Annotated in this window: 6 protein-coding genes and 1 pseudogene; 5 read left to right on the top strand and 2 right to left on the bottom strand. The window is 78.0% G+C overall.

Annotated features, from left to right (window positions below; all coding sequences use genetic code 11):
- Nucleotides 1-81: 81 nt before the first annotated feature.
- Complete coding sequence (locus VSR01_RS33730; protein WP_326452779.1) at nt 82-390, bottom strand: hypothetical protein; 309 nt, start codon at nt 388-390, stop codon at nt 82-84.
- A gap of 315 nt (nt 391-705) precedes the next feature.
- On the opposite strand from VSR01_RS33730, the gene VSR01_RS33725 reads away from it, so the two are divergent.
- Entirely contained in the window at nt 706-1,038 is a 333-nt protein-coding gene (locus VSR01_RS33725; RefSeq protein ID WP_326452778.1) for a hydroxyisourate hydrolase, read from the top strand.
- Here the strand turns inward: VSR01_RS33725 and VSR01_RS33720 are convergent.
- A complete protein-coding gene (locus VSR01_RS33720) occupies nt 1,023-2,231 on the bottom strand; it encodes a hypothetical protein (protein ID WP_326452777.1) in 1,209 nt (402 codons plus the stop codon). The genes VSR01_RS33725 and VSR01_RS33720 overlap by 16 nt on opposite strands.
- 988 nt (nt 2,232-3,219) lie before the next feature.
- Here VSR01_RS33720 and VSR01_RS33715 point away from each other — a divergent pair.
- The 4 genes and pseudogenes from VSR01_RS33715 (at nt 3,220) to VSR01_RS33700 (ending at nt 19,281) form a co-directional block, all read left to right on the top strand.
- The gene (locus VSR01_RS33715) at nt 3,220-4,518 is read left to right on the top strand and encodes a beta-ketoacyl [acyl carrier protein] synthase domain-containing protein (protein ID WP_326452776.1); all 1,299 of its coding nucleotides are present in this window, start codon (nt 3,220-3,222) and stop codon (nt 4,516-4,518) included.
- A pseudogene (locus tag VSR01_RS33710) lies at nt 4,494-8,615 on the top strand (beta-ketoacyl synthase N-terminal-like domain-containing protein); the annotation flags it as partial. The gene VSR01_RS33715 and the pseudogene VSR01_RS33710, both read left to right, overlap by 25 nt.
- A 137-nt stretch (nt 8,616-8,752) precedes the next feature.
- Nucleotides 8,753-13,420, top strand: a complete 4,668-nt coding sequence (locus tag VSR01_RS33705; protein WP_326452775.1) for an SDR family NAD(P)-dependent oxidoreductase — start codon at nt 8,753-8,755, stop codon at nt 13,418-13,420.
- 158 nt (nt 13,421-13,578) lie between these two features.
- Nucleotides 13,579-19,281 (top strand): type I polyketide synthase, encoded by a 5,703-nt coding sequence (locus tag VSR01_RS33700; RefSeq protein WP_326452774.1) that lies wholly within the window; start codon nt 13,579-13,581, stop codon nt 19,279-19,281.
- The last annotated feature ends 18 nt before the right edge of the window (nt 19,282-19,299 follow it).

Below are 19,299 nucleotides of genomic sequence, written 5' to 3'. Positions count from 1 at the left end.
GGCGAGATCGGGCGGCGAGGGGCCCGTACGGCGCGGAACACCGGACCGGCGGTGCCGCTCGCGGGCGGTGGGGCCGCGCGGTCAGTCCCAGATGGTGTTGTCGGGGCTCGCGGTGGGGTCGGTGGTCGGGACCGGCGCGGGGGTCGGGTTCGTCGGGTTCGTCGGGTTCGTCGGGTTCGGCGCCGGGGCGTCCCAGATGGTGTTCGCGGGGCTCACGACCGTGCCGCCGGCAGCGCCCGCCGTGCCCGCCGTGCCCGTGCCGTCCGCGCTCACCGCGGCGTGGTGCGCGGGGGCGGGCCGGTGGGTCGCGGCCAGGGCCGCGCCGCCGCCGGTCAGGGCCAGGAGCAGGGAAGCCGCGGTGATGCCGTGGCGCAGGGTGCGAGCCGTCATGATGCCGTCTCCTTGGGGCGGGGAGGTCGCGGCCGGCCCGTCCGGGTCCGCCGCTTTCGATGACACCGATGGTTCGGCAGGCCCCTTTCGGTCCGTCCTCGTGCCGCTGCCGGCTCGCTATCGCCTCGCTCTCGCCGCGCACCGGCCGGCGCGGGCGGCCGACGGGCGCGGCGCGCGGGCGATGGCCCGGTGATGGGGCGGCGATCGCCGGCGATGGCGCGGCGAGAGCGGGGCGATAGCGGCGCTCCCCACTCTCGTGCGAGGCGCCGGCTCCGGCGCCGTTGCCCCAGGTCCGAAGCGGAGACGGTGATTCCCATGAGCCTCGATGTCCACATCGTGGACAGTTCGTTCGGTGTTCCGGCGGCGGACGTGAACGTCCTGCTGCGCCGGCAGACCGAGTCGGGCTGGCAGGAGGTGGTGCGCGGCCGCACCGGCCAGGACGGCCGCCTCTCGGTCCTGGCCGACGGGCAGGTCTCGGCCTCCGTGTACCAGCTCGTCTGCGACCTGGACGCGTACTACGCCATCCTCGGCGCCGCGGCGCTCTTCCCGCGCGCGATCGTCGAGTTCCGGGTGATCGAGCCGGAGGCCGAGCTGTGTCTGCCGATCGTCGTCTCCGCGCACTCGGTGCTCAGCTACCGGGGCAACTGAACGGACCAGGGCGCGGGGGCGGTCGTGGGCGGCGCGGTCGCGGGTGCGGGCGGGAAGACGTCCGCGGGCAGCGGGTCGCGGGCGGCGCCGTCGAGGAGGGCGCCGACCGTGGCGTCCGGGACGTGCAGCAGCCGGCGCGCGCCCGCGGCGATCGTCCGCAGCAGCTCGGGCACGGCCGCCTGCGGGACCCGTGCCGGGTCGACCCGCAGCGTCAGCTCCGCCCACCGCGATCCGTCGCCGTTGACCCGCAGGTAGAACGGGTGTCCGGCGTTGCGGGCCGGCGGCGACCAGTCGAGCGTGGCGTCGGGCACGGTCGCGGCGGGCGTCGCCGCGGGCCCGGTCCCGGTCCCGCCCCGGGTGTCGGGCCGCGGTCCGGGCCCGGACCCGCCGTCGTCCTCGGGCGCGGTCACGTAGTTGAACCAGCAGTCGTGCGTGAAGGCCGCCCCGTCGGGGCCGGGGGCCGCGGCGGCGAGCGCGGCGGCGGCGAGCGCGGCGGCGGCGTCCACGTCGTAGCAGCCGTGCCGGTAGGCCAGCAGGGCCTGCAGATGGGTGCGTTTGACGAAGGCCGCGAGCGGCGCGTCGCGGTCCACCGGGCAGGGCAGCGGCACGAGTTGGTTCATCGTGCTGATCACCGGCAGCCACGCGGGGTCGAAGCGGTTGGCGCACATCAGGCTCAGCGTCACCGCGTCCCGCCCGAGCAGTCCGGCCAGCGCCGCGGCGGTCAGCGCGGTGAGCAGGCTCTGCGGGGACACCTTGTGCGTCCGCGCTCCCTCGGCCAGCAGCACGGCCAGCCCGTGGGAGCGCAGGGTGGCCTGCACGCGGCGTTCGTACGGGGCGCCGCCGGACCCACCGCGCGGGTCCGAACTCCCGCCCAATGCGGGCAGATTGTGCAGCGGCCCGGTGTCCAGCACGCGCCGCCAGTGCTTCTGCGCGCCGCGTCGGCGCGCGGCCCACGCGTCGCCGTGCTGGAGCGCGGCCAGTGCGCGGGGCGCGGGCGCGACGACGGCCGCCGCGCCGGCGTCCTCCCGTGCCGCGAGCCGCAGTTCGCTCTCCAGCGCGCGGATCGCCCACACGTCGACGACCATGTGCGACATCGACACCGCGAGCCACACGGGCCGGCCGCCCACCGTGATCAGCACGCCGTGCCAGGCCGGGGTCGCCGACGACCGGGAACGGCCGCGCGTACAGCTCACGCAGCACCTGCTGGGCCTCCAGCGGGTCGGGGTGCGGGAGTTCGACCCGGCCGAGGGTGAACGGCAGCTCGTCGTGGACCCGTTGGAAGGGCTCGGACGAGCCGCTGGCGGGGCCCGCTGCCGTCGTGGACGCGGTCCCGGCCGTCGCGGACGCGGCCCCGGCCGTCGTGAACGGGTCCCGCCGGGCGTGGAACGTCGTGCGCAACGCTTCATGACGGGCCGTCAATCGCCGCAGCCCAAGGCGCACTTCGGACTCAGTGAGGCCGGTGACGTCCCACAGGGCGGGGACGTTGACCTCCATCAGCCGGTCCGCGGCGAAGGTCTCGATGGAACGCCAGGTCGACAACTGGCCGAACGTGAGCGGGGCCTCGACGGCCATGGTCCCTCCGGGTGCGTGCTGGTCGGTGGTCAGTGGTCGTGGTCGGCGGCGCCGGCGGCCCCGGGACGTACGGTCGGGGAGCCGGCGCCGCGCGGGCGGGCGCCCCGGGTCACCCCACGAGGGTGCACACCACTCGGGTACAGACGACCTCGCGCATACGGTTCCACCTCCTTCCGGACTCGCCCCCGCCGCCTCGGCGGGAATTTCCGGTGCGGCGGCTTACCACTTATCCAGCCGCCGCCGCACCTCGTCAATCCGCGCGCGCTGGCAGCAAGTTCCCGGCAGTTCTCTGCCATCGCCACACCCCCTGAACAGCCTTGACGTGCCGAGCGCCGCCCCCGACGATTCCTGGTGTCACCGGAACACGGGACGAACCGAAGAGCCCACCGCGCACCGCGCGGCGGAATACGACGTCGCCGTCGTTCCTGAATTCCCCGCAGATATGCGCAGGTATTCGACTGCTCCACGCCGCCGTTCCCCGCATTCCGGGACGGCGAAAGCGGAACCACGCGGAATGCGAATGCCGGCCCGACCCGCGTACGGGCGGCTCGGCACAGCCCGGCCGGTCCGACCGGCAACGGAAACGCGATGCGCACAGAAAGGTGGGTCATGTCCGCTCAGTCCCATCGGCCCTCGGGCGGCGAGCCCGTCGCCGTCATCGGCATGGCCTGCCGGCTGCCCGGCGCCGACGGCCCGGAGGCGTACTGGCGGCTGCTGAGCGAGGGCCGCGACGCGGTCGGCGACGCGCCGGCGGACCGCCGCCCGGCCGGTGGACGGCGCGGCGGGTTCGTCGCGGACGTGGACCGCTTCGACGCGGCGTTCTTCGGCGTGTCCCCCGGTGAGGCCGCCGCGATGGACCCGCAGCAGCGGCTGGTGCTCGAACTGGCCTGGGAGGCGCTGGAGCACGCGCGGATCGTGCCAGCCGACCTGGCCGGCAGCGGCGCCGGCGTGGTGGTCGGCGCGATCGCCGGGGACTACGCGCTGCTGCACGACCGGGCCGGCGGCGCGGGCGGAGCCGACAGCGGGAGCGCGGACGGGCGCCGGGGCACGGGCGGGAGCGAGGGCGGGCGGCACGACGTCGCCGGCACGCACCGCAGCATGATCGCCAACCGGGTCTCCCACCTGCTGTCCCTGCACGGGCCGAGCCTGACCGTGGACTGCGGGCAGTCCTCCTCGCTGGTCGCGGTGGAGCTGGCCTGCGAGCAGCTGCGGCGCGGCGCCGCCACCGTGGCGCTGGCCGGCGGCGTCAACCTCAACCTGCTGCCGGAGACCGACGACGCGCTCGGCCGGTTCGGCGCGCTGTCCCCGGACGGGCGCTGCCACACCTTCGACAGCCGGGCCAACGGCTACGTCCGCGGCGAGGGCGGCGGCCTGGTCGTCCTCAAGCCGCTCGCCGCCGCCGTCGCGGACGGCGACACGATCCACGGCGTCATCCTGGGCGGCGCGGTCAACGCCGGCACCGGCGCCCACCTGACCGTGCCGGACGAGCAGGCGCAGCGACAGGTCGTGGAGCAGGCGCTGCGCGCGGCCGGCGTCCGCCCCGACGAGGTCGGCTACGTCGAACTGCACGGCACCGGCACCGCCGTCGGCGACCCGATCGAGGCCGCCGCACTCGGCGCGGCGCTCGGCGCGGTCCGCGCGGAGGCGGGCCTGCCGCCGCTGCTCGTCGGGTCCGCCAAGACCAACATCGGCCATCTGGAAGGCGCGGCCGGCATCGCCGGACTGCTGAAGGTGCTGCTGGCGCTGCGCCGGCGCACCGTGCCGGCCAGCCTCAACTTCGTCACGCCCAACCCCCGTATCCGGCTGGCCGAGTTGGGCCTGCGCGTCGCCGCCGAGCCGGCCCCTGGCCGGACGGCGCGGTCGCGGGCGTCAGCGCGTTCGGCATGGGCGGCACCAACTGCCACCTGATCGTGGCGCCCGCGCCCGAACAGGCGTCGCGCGACGCGGACTCGGGCGAGCGGACGGGCGCGGAGACGGGCGCGGAGACAAGCGTCGACGCCGGCACGGGCGACGGTGCGGGCGCGAGCACCCGAGAGGTCGACGGCGCGGGCGCGGGAGAAGGCGACGGTGCGGGCGACGGCGTGAGCGCGCCCGCCGCCGGGGCCGCGGCTCCCGGCCCGGCGCCCCGGACCACCGTGTGGACGCTGTCCGGGCGTTCGGCCGCCGCGCTGCGCGGCCAGGCCGCGCGGCTGGCGGAGCACCTGCGCGAGCACCCCGGCCTCGCCGCCGCCGACGTCGCCGTGTCGCTGCTGCGGACCCGTTCCCGCTTCGAGCACCGCGCCGTGCTGTTCGGCGCGGACCGGGCCGAACTGGTCGCGCGCGTCGCAGAGTTGGCCACCGGGCTGCCGGGGGCTTCGGTCACCGTCGGGCGCGCGGCGGCCGGCCGGCGGGCGTTCGTCTTCCCCGGCCAGGGCTCGCAGTGGCCGGCGATGGCCCGCGGTCTGATGGACGTGCCGGGCCCGTTCGCCGAGCGGCTGGCCGCGTGCGCCGAGGCGCTCGCGCCGTACACCGACTTCGACCTGATGGACGTGCTCCGGCAGGCGCCCGGCGCGCCCGGCTTCGACCGGGTGGATGTCGTGCAGCCGGCCCTGTGGGCGGTGACGGTCTCGCTCGCCGAGGTGTGGCGGGCGCGCGGTGTGCGCCCGGACGCGGTGCTCGGGCACTCGCAGGGCGAGATCGCCGCGGCGACCGTCGTCGGCGCGCTGGGGCTGGACGACGCGGCCCGGGTCAGCGCGCTGCGCAGCCGACTGCTGCGCGGGGTCAGCGGCGCGATGCTCGCCGTGGCGGCACCGGCCGCGGCGGTCGAGGGGCGCATCGCCGGTCTCCCCGGTGTGTGCGTCAGTGTGGTCAACAGCCCTGACGCCACGGTCCTTTCGGGGCCCGAGGCGACGCTGGCCGAGCTGGCCGCGGGCTTCGAGGCGGACGGCGTACGGGCGAGGGTGCTGCCCATCGACTACGCGTCGCACTCCCCCGCGGTCGAGCCGCTGCGCGACGAACTCCTGGCCGCGCTGGACGGGATACGCCCGCGGTCGGTCGACATCCCCTTCTACTCCTCGGCGTCCGGCGGCCTGATCGACACCGCCCGGCTCGACGCCGGCTACTGGTACGACAGTCTGCGCAACCCCGTGCGGTTCTCCGAGGCCACGTCGGCCGCGCTCGCCGACGGCTGCGCGCTGTTCGTGGAGAGCAGCCCGCACCCGGTGCTGACCGGCGCGGTCACCAGGACCGCGGAGCACGCGGGGTACGAGGCCGCCGCCGTGGGCACGCTGCGCCGCGACGAGGGCGACGGCACGCGCGTGCTGCGCAGCCTCGCCGAGGCGTACGCGGCCGGCGCGGAGGTCGACTGGGCGCAGGAGGCCGCGCCGGACGGGGCGCGCGTGGTGGACCTGCCCACGTACGCGTTCCAGCGCGAGCGGCACTGGCTGGAGGGCGCGCCGGCCGTGCGCGGTGGCGGCGCGCGGACCCGGCGCGCGGGCGGGCGGGCGCGGCACGCCGCGGCCGTGGCACGCCCCGGGGCGACTGCCCCGGCACGCGCGGGCGAGCCGTCCGGCGCCGTACGCGATCTGGTCGCCACCGCCACCGCCGCCGTCCTGGGCCACGCGGACGCCGCCGCCCTCGACGCCGGGCGCAGCTTCACCGACCTCGGGCTGGACTCGCAGGGCACGGTCGACCTCTGCAACCGGCTCAGGTCCGCGACCGGGCTGCCGCTGCCGAGCACGCTGCTGTTCGAGTTCCCGAGCCCGAGGCGCGTGGCCGCGCACCTGGCCGGGCTGCTGGCGGAGCAGGCGGTAGGCGGCGCTGACGCGCTCGCGGGGACGGACGCCGGGACCGGCGCCGACGCGGACGCGGACCTGGACTTGGACCCGGATTGGGACTTGGACCGGGATCGGAACCTGGACCGGGACGCGGACGCGGAGACATACGCCGAGACGGACGCGGACCTGGGGGCGTACTCCGGCCGCCTCGACGACGACGGGGACGACCCGGACGCCGAGCCGATCGCCGTCGTCGCGATGAGCTGCCGCTACCCCGGCGGCGTCGCGAGCCCCGACGACCTGTGGCGGCTGGTGGCCACCGGGACGGACGCGATCGGCGAGCTGCCGTCGGACCGCGGCTGGGACCTGGACGAGCTGCTCGGCCGGGACGGCTCGCCCGGCGCGTGCGCCGCGCCGCGCGGCTACTTCCTGCACGAGGCGCCGCTGTTCGACGCGGCCTTCTTCGGGCTGAGCCCGCGCGAGGCGCTGGCCATGGACCCGCAGCAGCGGCTGCTGCTGGAGACCGTGTGGGAGGCCCTGGAGCAGGCCGGGCTGCGGCCCGGCGCGCTGGAGGGCGAGCCGGTCGGCGTCTACGTCGGGGCGATGGCCTCGGACTACGGGCCGCGCCTGCACCGCCAGGACGGCGGCGCGGACGGCCACTTGCTGACCGGCACCGCGTCGAGCGTGCTGTCCGGCCGGATCGCGTACACGCTGGGCCTGCGCGGCCCGGCGCTGACCGTGGACACCGCGTGCTCGTCGTCGCTGGTCGCCGTGCACCTGGCGGTACGGGCGCTGCGCCGCGGCGAGTGCCCGCTCGCGCTGGCGGGCGGGGTGACCGTGATGTCGACGCCGGGGATGCTGACGGAGTTCAGCAGGCAGGGCGGACTGGCCCCGGACGGGCGCGCCAAGCCGTTCTCCGCGGACGCGGACGGGACGTCGTTCGCGGAGGGCGCGGGCGTGCTGGTGCTGGAGCGGCTCTCCGACGCGCGGCGGCGCGGCCACCCGGTGCTCGCGGTGATCCGCGGCACCGCCGTCAACCAGGACGGCGCGTCCAACGGCCTCACCGCCCCCGACGGCGGCGCCCAGCGCGAGGTCGTCCGCCAGGCCCTCGCCGACGCGCGGCTCACCGTCGACGACGTCGACGTGATCGAGGCGCACGGCACCGGCACGAAGCTCGGCGACCCCGTCGAGGCGAACGCGCTGATCGCCACCTACGGCCTCCGGCCCGGAACCCCCCACCCGGCCGCCTCGACCCCCGAGGCCGAGAAGCCCCCGACCGCCCCGGCTGCCCGTGCCTCCTCCGCGTCCGCGGAGACGTACGCCGGCCCGACACCGACCGCCGGCTCCGCGCCCGCCGCGACGACGCCCCCCGGCCCGGACCACGGCTCCGCGCCCGCCGGGTCGCCGCGCGACGCCGCCCGAGGCGCGGACGACGGGACGACGCACGGCCGTGTCCCGGCCATCACCTCCGCCACGCCGACCGCCACGCCGGCGCCGGCCGCCGCAGCGAACGCCGCCCGCCGCGCGGACGTGACATCCGCCACCCTCCCCGCCGCCCACGGCAGTTCGGACACCACGCCGACCGACGGGACTACCGCGGGCGCCCCGCCGGCGGACGGACCCGCGTCCACCACCGGCGGCAGCCCCCACAACACCCCGACCCGCGGAACCCTCACCACCACCACACCGACAGGCGAACCCACGCCCGCCACCGCACCAGGCGCCCCCCACCACCCCGCCGCCACCGGCACCACCCACGACACCGCGACCCCCGAGACCCTTTCGGCGCCGGCAGGCGAGTCCGCGGGTGGGGAGCGGATCGTGTGGGTCGGGTCGGTCAAGGGGAACGTGGGGCACACGCAGGCCGCCGCCGGGGTGGCCGGGGTGATCAAGATGGTGCAGGCGCTGCGGCACGAGGTGCTGCCGGCGACGCTGCACGCGCGGCGGCCGACGCCGCGGGCGGACTGGGACGCGGGCCGGCTGAGGCTGCTGGGCGAGGCGCGGGCCTGGCCGCGCGGCGAGCGGGTGCGCAGGGCCGCGGTCTCGTCGTTCGGGATCAGCGGCACGAACGCGCACCTGGTGCTGGAGGAGGCTCCGCGGCAGGACGCGGCGGCGGACGAGGTCGCCGAGCCGACGCCCATGGCGTGGGTGGTCTCCGCGCGGACCGCGCAGTCGCTGCGCGCCCACGCGGGACGGATCGCCGGGGCCGCGGCGGACAAGGCGCCGGCGCGCACCGCGCGGACCCTCGCGGACCGCACGGTGTTCGCGCACCGCGCCGTGGTCCTCGGGTCCGGGCGCGAGGAACTGCTCGGCGGCCTCGCGGCGCTGGCCGAGGGCCGGCCGCCGGCGTGGTCGAGGGCCGCGCTCGCGGCGCCGCGGACACGGCCGTGCTGTTCACCGGCCAGGGAGCGCAACGCCTGGGCATGGGCCGCGCGTTGTACGACGTCTTCCCCGCGTTCGCCGCCGCGTTCGACGAGGTGTGCGCGGCGCTGGACCCGCATCTGGACCGCCCGCTGCGGGACGTGGTGTGGGCGCGGCCGGACAGCGCCGAGGCGGCGCTGCTGGACCGGACGCGGTACGCCCAGCCCGCGCTGTTCGCGTTCGAGACCTCCGCGTGGCGGCTGCTGCGGACGCTGGGTGTCACCGCGCGGAGCGTGGCCGGGCACTCGGTGGGCGAGTTCGCCGCGGCGTACGCGGCGGGCGTGTGGGAACTGGCCGACGCGGCGCGGCTGGTGGCCGTGCGCGGCCGGCTGATGGACGAACTCCCCGGCGGCGGCGCGATGGTGGCGATCGGCGCGGGCGAGGAGGAGGTGCGCGCGGCACTGGCCGGGCACGCCGGCGAGGTCGGCCTCGCGGCCGTCAACGGGCCGCGTGCGGTGGTGATCTCCGGGATGGCGGGGGCGTGCGAGGAGATCGCCGCGACGTTCGCGGCCCAGGGGCTGCGCACCAAGCGGCTGACGGTGAGCCACGCCTTCCACTCCCCGCTGATGGAGCCCGCGGTGGCCGCGTTCCGGCGCGAGGTCGCACATGTGACCTTCGCCCAACCCCGGTTGGCGTACGCGTCCACGGCCGACAGCGCGCTGTCGTGGACCGACCCTGGCTACTGGGCCGAACAGATCCGCGCGGCCGTGCTGTTCGCCCCGGCGGTGGGCCGGCTGGTCGAGGCCGGTACCGGTGTGCTGCTCGAAGTGGGGCCCCAGGCGCACCTTGCGGGCATGGTCCGCGAGACCCTGGCCGGCGGGCGGTCCGCGGTATCCACGGCATCCACGACATCCACGGCGTCTGCGGCGTCCGCGGCGTCTGCGGCGGCCCCCGCCGTCGCCGCCATCGCGCGCCGCGGTCGCGGCGAGCACGAGGCGCTGCTGCAGGGCCTGGCCGAGGCGTTCGCCGCGGGCACGCCCGTGGACTGGTCGGCGACCGTACCGGCGGGCGCCCGCGCCGCGTTGCCCTCGTACTCCTTCGACCGCCGCCGCTTCTGGCTGGCCGACCCGGCGGACGGCGCCTGCGGGGTGCTGCACCGTACGACCGCGGTCGCCGCGGACGGCGGGCTGCTGCTCGACGGACGCTTCTCCCGCCGCTCCGCGCGGTGGCTCGGCGACCACGTGATCGGCGGCGCGACCGTCGTGCCCGGCACGGCCGTCGCCGGACTCGCGCTCCAGGCCGCGGCGGCCGTAGGCGCGCAGGGCGTGGCGGCGCTGACCCTGACCGCTCCGCTCGCGCTCCCGGCGCGGGGCGCGGTCGAGGTGCAGGTCGCGGTCGGCCCCGCGGACGCGGAGGACGGCGAAGGCGCCGGCGAGCAGCGCGAGATGACCGTGCACGCCCGGCCGGCCGGCGACCCGGACGCGCCGTGGACCGTGCACGCCACGGGCCGTACCGCGGCGGTCGCCGCGCCGGCCCGGCAGCCCGGCCGGGACGCGTGGACCGGGCCCTGGCCGCCGCGCGACGCCCGCCCGCTGGACCTGGACGGCGCGTACGAGCGGCTGGCCGACGCGGGCTACGGCTACGGTCCCGCGTTCCGCGGCCTGACCGGCGCGTGGCGCGCGGACGCCGAACTGTACGCCGAGGTGCGGCTGCCGATCGCCGCGGAGGCCGGCCACCCGCTGCACCCCGCGCTGCTCGACGCGGCGCTGCACGCGCTGCTGCTGGAGCGGGACGGCGCGCGGCCGGTGCCGTTCGCGTTCACCGACACCGAGGTGACCGCGCCCGGCGCGACGGCCCTGCGGGTGCGGCTGTCGGCCGCGGACCCGGCCACGGGCCCGGCGGGGGCCGGTGCGCCCACGCGGCTCGGCGCGGACGGCCCGGTGCGGCTCGCGCTCTGGGACGACGCGGGACGCCCGGTGGGCGGGACCACGGTGGTCCTGCGCAACGCGCCCGACGGCTTCGGCCTCGACGCGGGCCCCGGGAGCGCCGGGGCCGCGGACGCCGCCGCGCTCTACCGGCTGGTGTGGACGCCCGCGCCCGGCGACGCGCTCGGCGCCGGGTCCGGCGCCGGGTCCGGCGACGCGCCCGGCCGCCGCGAGGAAGGCGACGCCCACGAGGGACGCTGCGTGGTGCTGGGCGAGGGTCTTGACGCGGCGCGGACCGCCGAGGCGCTGCGCGCCGCGGGCGCCGACGTGGCGCGGGCCGCCGACCTGGACGCGGTGGTCGCGCAGGGCGCCCCGCCGCTCGTGGTGGTGCCGGGCCTGGACCGCGCGCCGGCGGGCGTCCCGGTGCCGCAGGCCGTCCGCGGTGCGCTGCACCAGGCGCTGGCCCTCGTGCGCCGCAGGGCCGCGGACCCCGAACTGGCCGCGACCCGGCTGGTGTTCACCGCGGACCCGAACTCCCTGACCGGCGCGCCCCTGTGGTCCTTCCTGCGCTCCGCCCAGGCCGAGCACCCCGGCGCCCTCGCCGTCACCCACGTGCCGGAAGGCGCCGCCTGGCCCCGCCTCACCGCGGCCGAGCCCCAGTCCGCGGCGACGCCGCCGGCCGGCGCGGCCACGCTCACGACACCGCCGGCCGGCGAGCAGGCGGCCTCTGCCGCACCGGGCTCCACGCGGCGCGCGGAGCTGCCCGGCATCGCGGCGACGACCACCCTGTCGCCGGCCGCGGGCGACGCCCCCGGGACGCCCGCGACGCTGGTCCCCCGGCTCGCCCCCTGGCCGGCCGAACCCGCGCAGGACGCCACGCCCGGGGCCGGAGCGGCGTCCGGACGCGAGGACGGACCGGGTACGGCGCCCGCGCCCGCCACGGCGGCCCTTCCCGGGGCCGTCCGGGACGCGGCGGACGCACCGGGGGCGGCGGCCGGGACGGCGGCCGCGGACACCCGCGGCGCCGACGCCGCGTCCCGGCCCTCCACCGCGCCGGGCCCGGCCGCCTGGCACGAGGCTGCGGCCACCCCCCGTTCCGCGCCCGGAGCAGCTGCCGCACCGGGAGCCGCACACGCGACCACCGACACACCGGGAGCCACGACCACGACCACCGACACACCGGGAGCCGCACACGCGACCACCGACGCACCGGGAGCCGCGACCACGAGCACCCACACACCGGGAGCCGCGCAGCACAGGGCGACCTCCGGCGCGCGGCCCTGGTCCGCGCCGGCTCCCCGCGCCGCAGCGCACGCCGCTTCGCGGGCGGGCGGTGCGGCCGACGCCGAACTCGTGGACGCGGACGACGTGTTCGGGCTCGGGACGGTGCTCGTCACCGGAGGCACCGGCGGGCTGGGCGCGCTGGTCGCGGGGCATCTGGTCGAGCGCCACGGCGTGCGGGACCTGCTGATGGTGTCGCGGCGCGGCGAGGACGCCCCGGGCGCGGCGGAGCTGCGGGGGCGGCTGGAGCGGGCCGGCGCGGCCGTGCGGATCGCGGCGTGCGACGTCGCGGACCGCGACGCGCTCGCGGCGCTGCTCGCGTCGGTCCCCGCCGACCGGCCGCTGACCGGGGTGGTGCACGCCGCGGGCGTGCTGGACGACGGTCTAGTGACCGCGATGGACGCCGACCGGCTGGAGACCGTGCTGCGGCCCAAGGCCGACGCGGCCTGGCTGCTGCACGAGTTGACCGCCGATCTGCCGGTGCGCGCCTTCGTGCTCTACTCGTCGGTCGCCGGCGTCGTCGGCACCGCGGGACAGTCCGGCTACGCCGCGGCCAACGGGTTCCTGGACGCCCTGGCCGCCCACCGCAGGGCCACGGGACTGCCGGCGCTGTCGCTGGCCTGGGGGCTGTGGTCGGCCGAGGCCGGCATGGCCTCGGGGCTCGGCCGCGGCGACCTGGCCCGGCTGGCCCGGCAGGGGGTGGCGCCGCTCGAACAGGCCGACGCCCTCGCGCTGTTCGACGCCGCGCTGCGCTCCTGCCCGCCGGACGGCCGGCTGGTCGCGGCGCGCTGGGAGCCGGCCGGGCTGCGCGCCGACGGTCCGCCGGTGCTGCGGTCGCTGGTGCCCGCCGCGTCGGACGGCCGCGCCGCCCGGGGCGGGGCCGCGCACCCCGCACGGCCCGCGCACAGCGGCCGACCCGACCCGTACGGGATCGGGACCGGCCCCGGGCACGGCGACGGCGACCCGGCGGCCATGACCGGACCCGAAGGGTCCCGTACCGCCCCCGCCGCGCCGCCGCTCGACCTGGCCCGCGCGCACGCCGCCGCCGTGCTCGGCCACCCGCGGCCGGACGCGGTCGAACTCGACCAGCCGTTCACCGAGTTGGGCTTCGACTCACTGGCCGCGGTGGAGTTCCAACAGCGGCTGGAGCGGGACACCGGGCTGCGGCTGTCGCCGACGCTGGTCTTCGACCATCCGACCGTGGCCGGCGTCGCCGCCCATCTGGAGTCGCTGCTCGGCGAGGGGCCGGACGAGCCCAGGGCCCCGGCGGACGAGGACCCGCTGGCCGCGCTGCACCGGGCGCTCGCGGTGCTCGCGCAGGTGGCGGACGCGGCCGCGGCGCGGGACCCGGAGTCCCGGCAGGCCGCCGAGGCCGCGCTGCACCAGGCGCTCGACCGGGTCCGCGGCCGGGGCGCACCGGGCCTGCCCGGCGAACTCGGCCTGGTCTCCGACGAGGACCTCTTCGACTTCATCGACACCCAGCTCTGACCCCCGCACGACCGCGCGGCCCTACGCCGCGCGGCCCCCCACGACGGCGCACCCCCGCACCAGGCACAGACACACGCACACGCACCCCCCGCACCACGCAGCCGGCGCATCCGCGACGACCGACTTCTCGCACCACGTACACCGGAAGGGAAACAGCCATGGCAAGCGAAGAGCGGCTTCGCGACTACCTCAGGCGGGTCACCGCCGACCTCGCCGACGCGCGGCGCCGGCTGGCCGACGCCGACGCCCGCGACCACGAGCCCATCGCCGTGGTGGGCATCGGCTGCCGCTACCCCGGCGGCGTGCAGAGCCCGGACGACCTGTGGCGGCTGGTGGCCACCGGCACGGACGCCACCAGCGAGTTCCCCGACGACCGCGGCTGGGACAAGGAGCGGCTGTACGACCCCGACCCGGCGGCGTCCGGCACGACGTACACCACGCGCGGCGGGTTCGTGCACGACGCGGGCGACTTCGACGCGCCGTTCTTCCGGATCAGCCCGCGGCAGGCGGCCTCGATCGACCCGCAGCACCGGCTGTTCCTGCAGACGGTGTGGGAGGCGTTCGAGCGCTCCGGCATCGACCCGGCGACGCTGCGCGGCAGCGACACCGGCGTGTGGGCGGGCGTGATGTACGAGTACTACGCCGCGCGGTTCTCCGAGGCGGCGCCCGAGGAGGCCGAGGGCACCTTGATGGTGTCGAGCACGCCGAGCATGCTCTCCGGCCGGGTCTCGTACACCTTCGGGCTGGAGGGCCCGTCGGTGACCGTGGACACCGCGTGCTCCTCCTCGCTGGTGGCCGTGCACCAGGCGGTGCGGTCGCTGCGCGACGGCGAGTGCTCGCTCGCGGTGGCCGGCGGCGTCACCGTGATGGCGACGCCCGACACCTTCGTGGAGTTTTCCCGGCAGCGCGGGCTGTCCCCGCAGGGCCGCTGCAAGTCCTTCTCCGCCGACGCCGACGGCACCGCGTGGGGCGAGGGCTCCGGGGTGCTGCTGCTGGAGCGGCTGTCCGACGCGCGCCGCAACGGCCACCCGGTGTACGGGCTGGTGCGCGGCAGCGCGGTCAACCAGGACGGCGCGAGCAACGGCCAGACCGCGCCGAGCGGTCCGGCCCAGGAGCGGGTGATCGCGCTGGCGCTGGCCGACGCGCGGCTCACCCCGGCCGACGTGGACGCCGTCGAGGCGCACGGCACCGCGACGCCGCTCGGCGACCCCATCGAGGCGAACGCGCTGCTGGCCGCCTACGGCGCCCGGCGCCCGGCTGAACGGCCGCTGCGGCTGGGCTCGTTGAAGTCGAACATCGGGCACACCCAGGCCGCCGCAGGGGTCGGCGGGATGATCAAGATGATGATGGCGATGCGGCACCGCACGCTGCCGCGCACCATCAACCTCAGCGCTCCGACGCCGCAGGTCGACTGGTCGTCGGGCGCGGTGGAGCTGCTGGTGGAGGAGCGGGACTGGCCGGCCCGCGAGGACGCGCCGCGCCGCGCGGCGGTCTCGTCGTTCGGCATCAGCGGGACGAACGCGCACGTGATCCTGGAGGAGCCGGAGTCCGCGCCGGAGCCGTGGGCCGCGCTCGACGCGGCGGACGGCCCGCGGGCCGGCGCCGACACCGCGCCGGGCTCCCCGGCCGGCGCCGACGCGCCGGCCGCGCCGGTCGCCCCCGTCGCCTGGGCGCTGTCCGCCGAGTCCGCGACCGCGCTGCGCGGACAGGCCGAGCGGCTGCGCCGCCACGTCGCCGCGCACCGGGCGCTGCGCCCGGTGGACGTCGCGCACGCACTGGCCACCAGCCGCGCCCGCTTCGGTCACCGCGCGGTGGTCGTCGGCCGCGACCGCGACGAACTGCTGCGCCGGCTCGCCGCGTTCGCGCGGGACGACGCTGACGCCGCCGCCCCGCACGGCCTCGCCTCGAAACGGCCGGGCGCCGCCTTCCTGTTCACCGGCCAGGGCGGTCAACGCCCCGGCATGGGACGGGAGTTGTACGCGGCCTTCCCCGCCTTCGCGGGCGCCTTCGACGAGGTCTGCGCGGCGCTCGACCCGCACCTGGAGGGGTCGCTGCGCGAGGTGATGTGGACGGAGCCGGCGGACGGCGGGAGCACCCCGCTGGACCGCACGTACTGGACGCAGCCCGCGCTCTTCGCCTACCAGGTGGCGCTGTTCCGGCTGCTGGAGTCCTTCGGGCTGGCCCCCGACCGGGTCGCCGGGCACTCGGTGGGCGAGATCGCCGCGGCGCACGCGGCCGGCCTGTGGGACCTGCCCGACGCGGCCCGCATGGTCGCCGCGCGCGCCCGGCTGATGCAGCAACTCCCCTCCGGCGGCGCGATGTTCGCGATCAGCGCCGCGCCCGAGGAGGTCGCGCTGACGCTCGCAGGCAAGGAGCACCTGGTGGCCATCGCGGCGGTCAACAGCCCCGGCGACGTGGTGGTGTCCGGCGACGAGGAGACCGCTGCGGAGATCGCCGCGCTGTGGGCCGGGCGCGGGCGGCGCACCACGCGGCTGACGGTCAGCCACGCCTTCCACTCGCCGCTGATGGAGCCGATGCTGGCGCGCTTCGCCGACGAGCTGTCCACCCTCTCCTTCCGCACCCCGCACCTGGCCCGCGAGGTGAACCTGGGCGCGTCCCGCGACTGGACCGAGCCCGGCTACTGGGTGGACCAGGTCTGCGGCCGGGTCGGGTTCGCCGACCTGACCACCCGTCTGGACGCGGCGGGCACCGAGCTATTCCTGGAGATCGGCCCGCGGCCGGTGCTGTCCGGGATGGTCAGGGCGACGCTGCCGGAGACCCGGGCGGTGGTCACCGCCGTCTCGCGCCGCTCGATGCCGGAGCCCGAGGCGCTGCTCACCGCGCTCGGCAAGGCGTACGCGGCCGGCGCGCCGGTCGACTGGACCGCGGCGGCGCCCGGCGGCCGGACGGTGGACCTGCCCACGTACGCCTTCGACCGGCAGCGTTACTGGCTGCTGCGGCCCGCGCCCCGCTCGGACGCGGGCGCGCTCGGACTGACCGGGCTGCCGCACCCGCTGCTGGGCGCCGCGGTGGAGCTCGCGGACGGCGGGCTGGTCGCCACCGGGCGGTTCTCCGCGCAGGACCTGCCGTGGCTGACCGACCACGCGGTGGCCGGCACGCCGATCGTGCCCGCCACGGCGCTGCTCGACGCGGTCGCCGAGGCGGCCTCGCGGGCCGGGCTCGGCCGGATCGAGGAGCTGACGTTCGAGGCGCCGATGCCGCTGCCCGAGCGCGGGCCGCTGGACGTGCAGGTCGCGGTCGGCGCGGACGGCGCGGTCCAGGTGCTGGCCCGCGCCGACGGATCGGGCCCGTGGACCCGGCACGCCTCCGGCAGCCTGGCCGCGGACGCGGCCGGCCCGGCGGGCGGCGACGCGTGCGCCTGGGCCGCCGCCTGGCCGCCGCTGGGCGCCGCGCCGCTGGACCTCGACGGCGGCTACGGGCGGCTGGCCGGCATGGGCTACGCGTACGGGCCGGCGTTCCAGGGCGTGCGGGCGGCGTGGCGGCGCGGCGACGAGCTGTTCGCCGAGGTCGAGGTGCCGGCCGAGGCCCGGCACGCCGGGTTCGGACTGCACCCGGTGCTGCTGGACTCGGCGTTCCACCCCTACCTGCTGGACAGCGGTTCCGACGAGCTGCGGCTGCCGTTCTCCTTCCGCGGACTGCGCCTGGCCGCGACCGGCGCCACGGTGCTGCGGGTGCGGATCGTCACCGAGGACGCCGAGCGGCTGTCGCTGACCGCCGCGGACGAGCGGGCCGACCTGGTGCTCGCCGCCGACGAGTTGCGGGTCCGCGCGGTCACCCCGGCCGCGCTCCTGGCTTCGATCGGCGGCGCCGCGACCGAGGGTTACCACGGCCTGGACTGGACCCCGCTCCCGGTCGCCCCGGCGGGTCCGGCCCGCTCCTGGGCCCGCCTGGACCCGGCGCGGCGGACCGGCGACACGGCGGGGCCCGCGGCCGCGGCCGGCTCCACGGCTGCGACCGGCTCCGACGGTACGGGCGACGCCGGCGGCTCCGACTCCGACTCCGACTCCGGTGCCGGGATGCCGCGTTACGACAGCCTGGACGCCGTGGCCGCCGCGAGCCCGCTGCCCGACGTCGTGCTCCTCGACTGCGACGCCCTGGCCGACGCCGCGCCGGGCGACGTGCCCGAGGCGGCCCGGCAGGTGGCCGGCCGCGCGCTGGAGACCGTACGGGACTGGGCCGCCGACCCGCGGCTGTCCGGCGTCCGGCTGGTGCTGGCCGCCGACCCGTACCGGCCGGCCACCGCCACGGTCTGGGGCCTGGTGCGCAGCGCGCAGATCGAGCACCCGGGACGCTTCGTGGTCGTCGGCGCGGACCCGGCGGACCGGCCGGCCACCGACGGGGCCCCGGCGTCGGGCGCCGCCGACGCGACCCGCGCGGCCCAGGCGCTGCTGGCCCCCGCCGCGCGGGAGTCGGTCGCCGCGGCGGCCGAGGCGGGCGAGCCGCAACTGCTGCTGCGCGACGGCGCGGTGCTGGCGCCGCGGGTCGCGCGGCGGACCGCGGGCGGCGCGGAGCCGGCCGGGTTCGGCGACGGGACCGTGCTGGTCACCGGCGGCCTCGGCGGACTGGGCGCGGTGGTCGCCCGGCACCTGGTCGAGCAGCACGGCGTACGGCACCTGCTGCTCACCTCGCGGCGCGGCGCCGACACTCCGGGCGCGGCCGAACTGGCCGAGGAGCTGGGGCGGTCGGGCGCGAGCGTGCGGATCGAGGCGTGCGACGCCGCGGACCGCGACGCGCTGGCCGCGCTGCTGGCCTCGATCCCCGACGACCGGCCGCTGACCGGGGTGCTGCACGCCGCGGGCGTGCTGGACGACGGCCTGCTGGCCGGGCAGAGCACCGAGCGCCTGGCGAAGGTGCTGCGGCCCAAGGCGGACGCGGCGTGGGCGCTGCACGAGCTGACCGCGGGACTGCCGCTGCGCGCGTTCGTGCTGTTCTCCTCGGTGGCCGGCGTGCTGGGCAACGGCGGCCAGGCCACGTACGGCGCGGCCAACACGTTCCTGGACGCGCTCGCCGGGCTGCGCCGCCGGGCCGGACTGCCGGCGGTGTCGGTGGCCTGGGGCCTGTGGGCGTCGTCGGGCATGGGCACGCACCTGACCGCGGCCGACGAGGCGCGGCTGGCCAGGGCCGGGATCGCGCCGCTCAGCGAGGAGCAGGGGCTGCGACTGCTGGACACCGTGCTCACCGACCCGGACGCGGACCCGGTCGTGGTCGCCTCCCGGTGGAACCTCGCGCCGGCGGGTGCCGGGCCTGGCGGCGGGTCCGTGCCGCCGCTGCTGCGCGGCCTGGTCAGGACCGGCCGCCGGACGGCCGGCGGCGCGGGCGGCGCGGGGCAGCAGTCCTCCGGCGGCGGCCTGGCGCTCACGGTGCGGAGCCTGGACGCCGGGCAGGCGCGGGAGGCGGTCGCCGGCGCGGTGCGCGGGCACGTCGCCGCCGTCCTCGGCCACGGCGACCCGGCCTCCCTGGACGGCGCCACGCCCTTCATCGACCTGGGCCTGGACTCCCTGACCGCCGTCGAGCTGCGCAACCGCGTCCAGGCGGACACCGCCCTGGACCTGGCCGCGACGCTCGTCTTCGACCACCCCACGATCGACGCCCTCGCCGGTCACCTGACCGGTCTGCTCGTGCCCGAACCACCGGACCCCATGGACGCGCTGGAAGAGAGGTTGCAGCAGATGGCGAACGAGTTCAGCTCCGCGGCCCCCGCGCTGCGCGAGCGCGTGATCGACGCCCTGTTCGCGACGTTGGACCGCCTCGGGGTGGAGACCGACGCGAGGACGCCGGCGGCCTCCCTGGACGGCGCGACGGACGAGGAGCTGTTCGCCTTCATCGACGCCCAGTCCTGACCGTGCGGGGGCCCGGCC

The sequence above is a fragment of the Actinacidiphila sp. DG2A-62 genome (assembly GCF_035825295.1).
Classification (GTDB): domain Bacteria; phylum Actinomycetota; class Actinomycetes; order Streptomycetales; family Streptomycetaceae; genus Actinacidiphila.
This window is presented reverse-complemented; position numbering and strand designations above follow the sequence as displayed.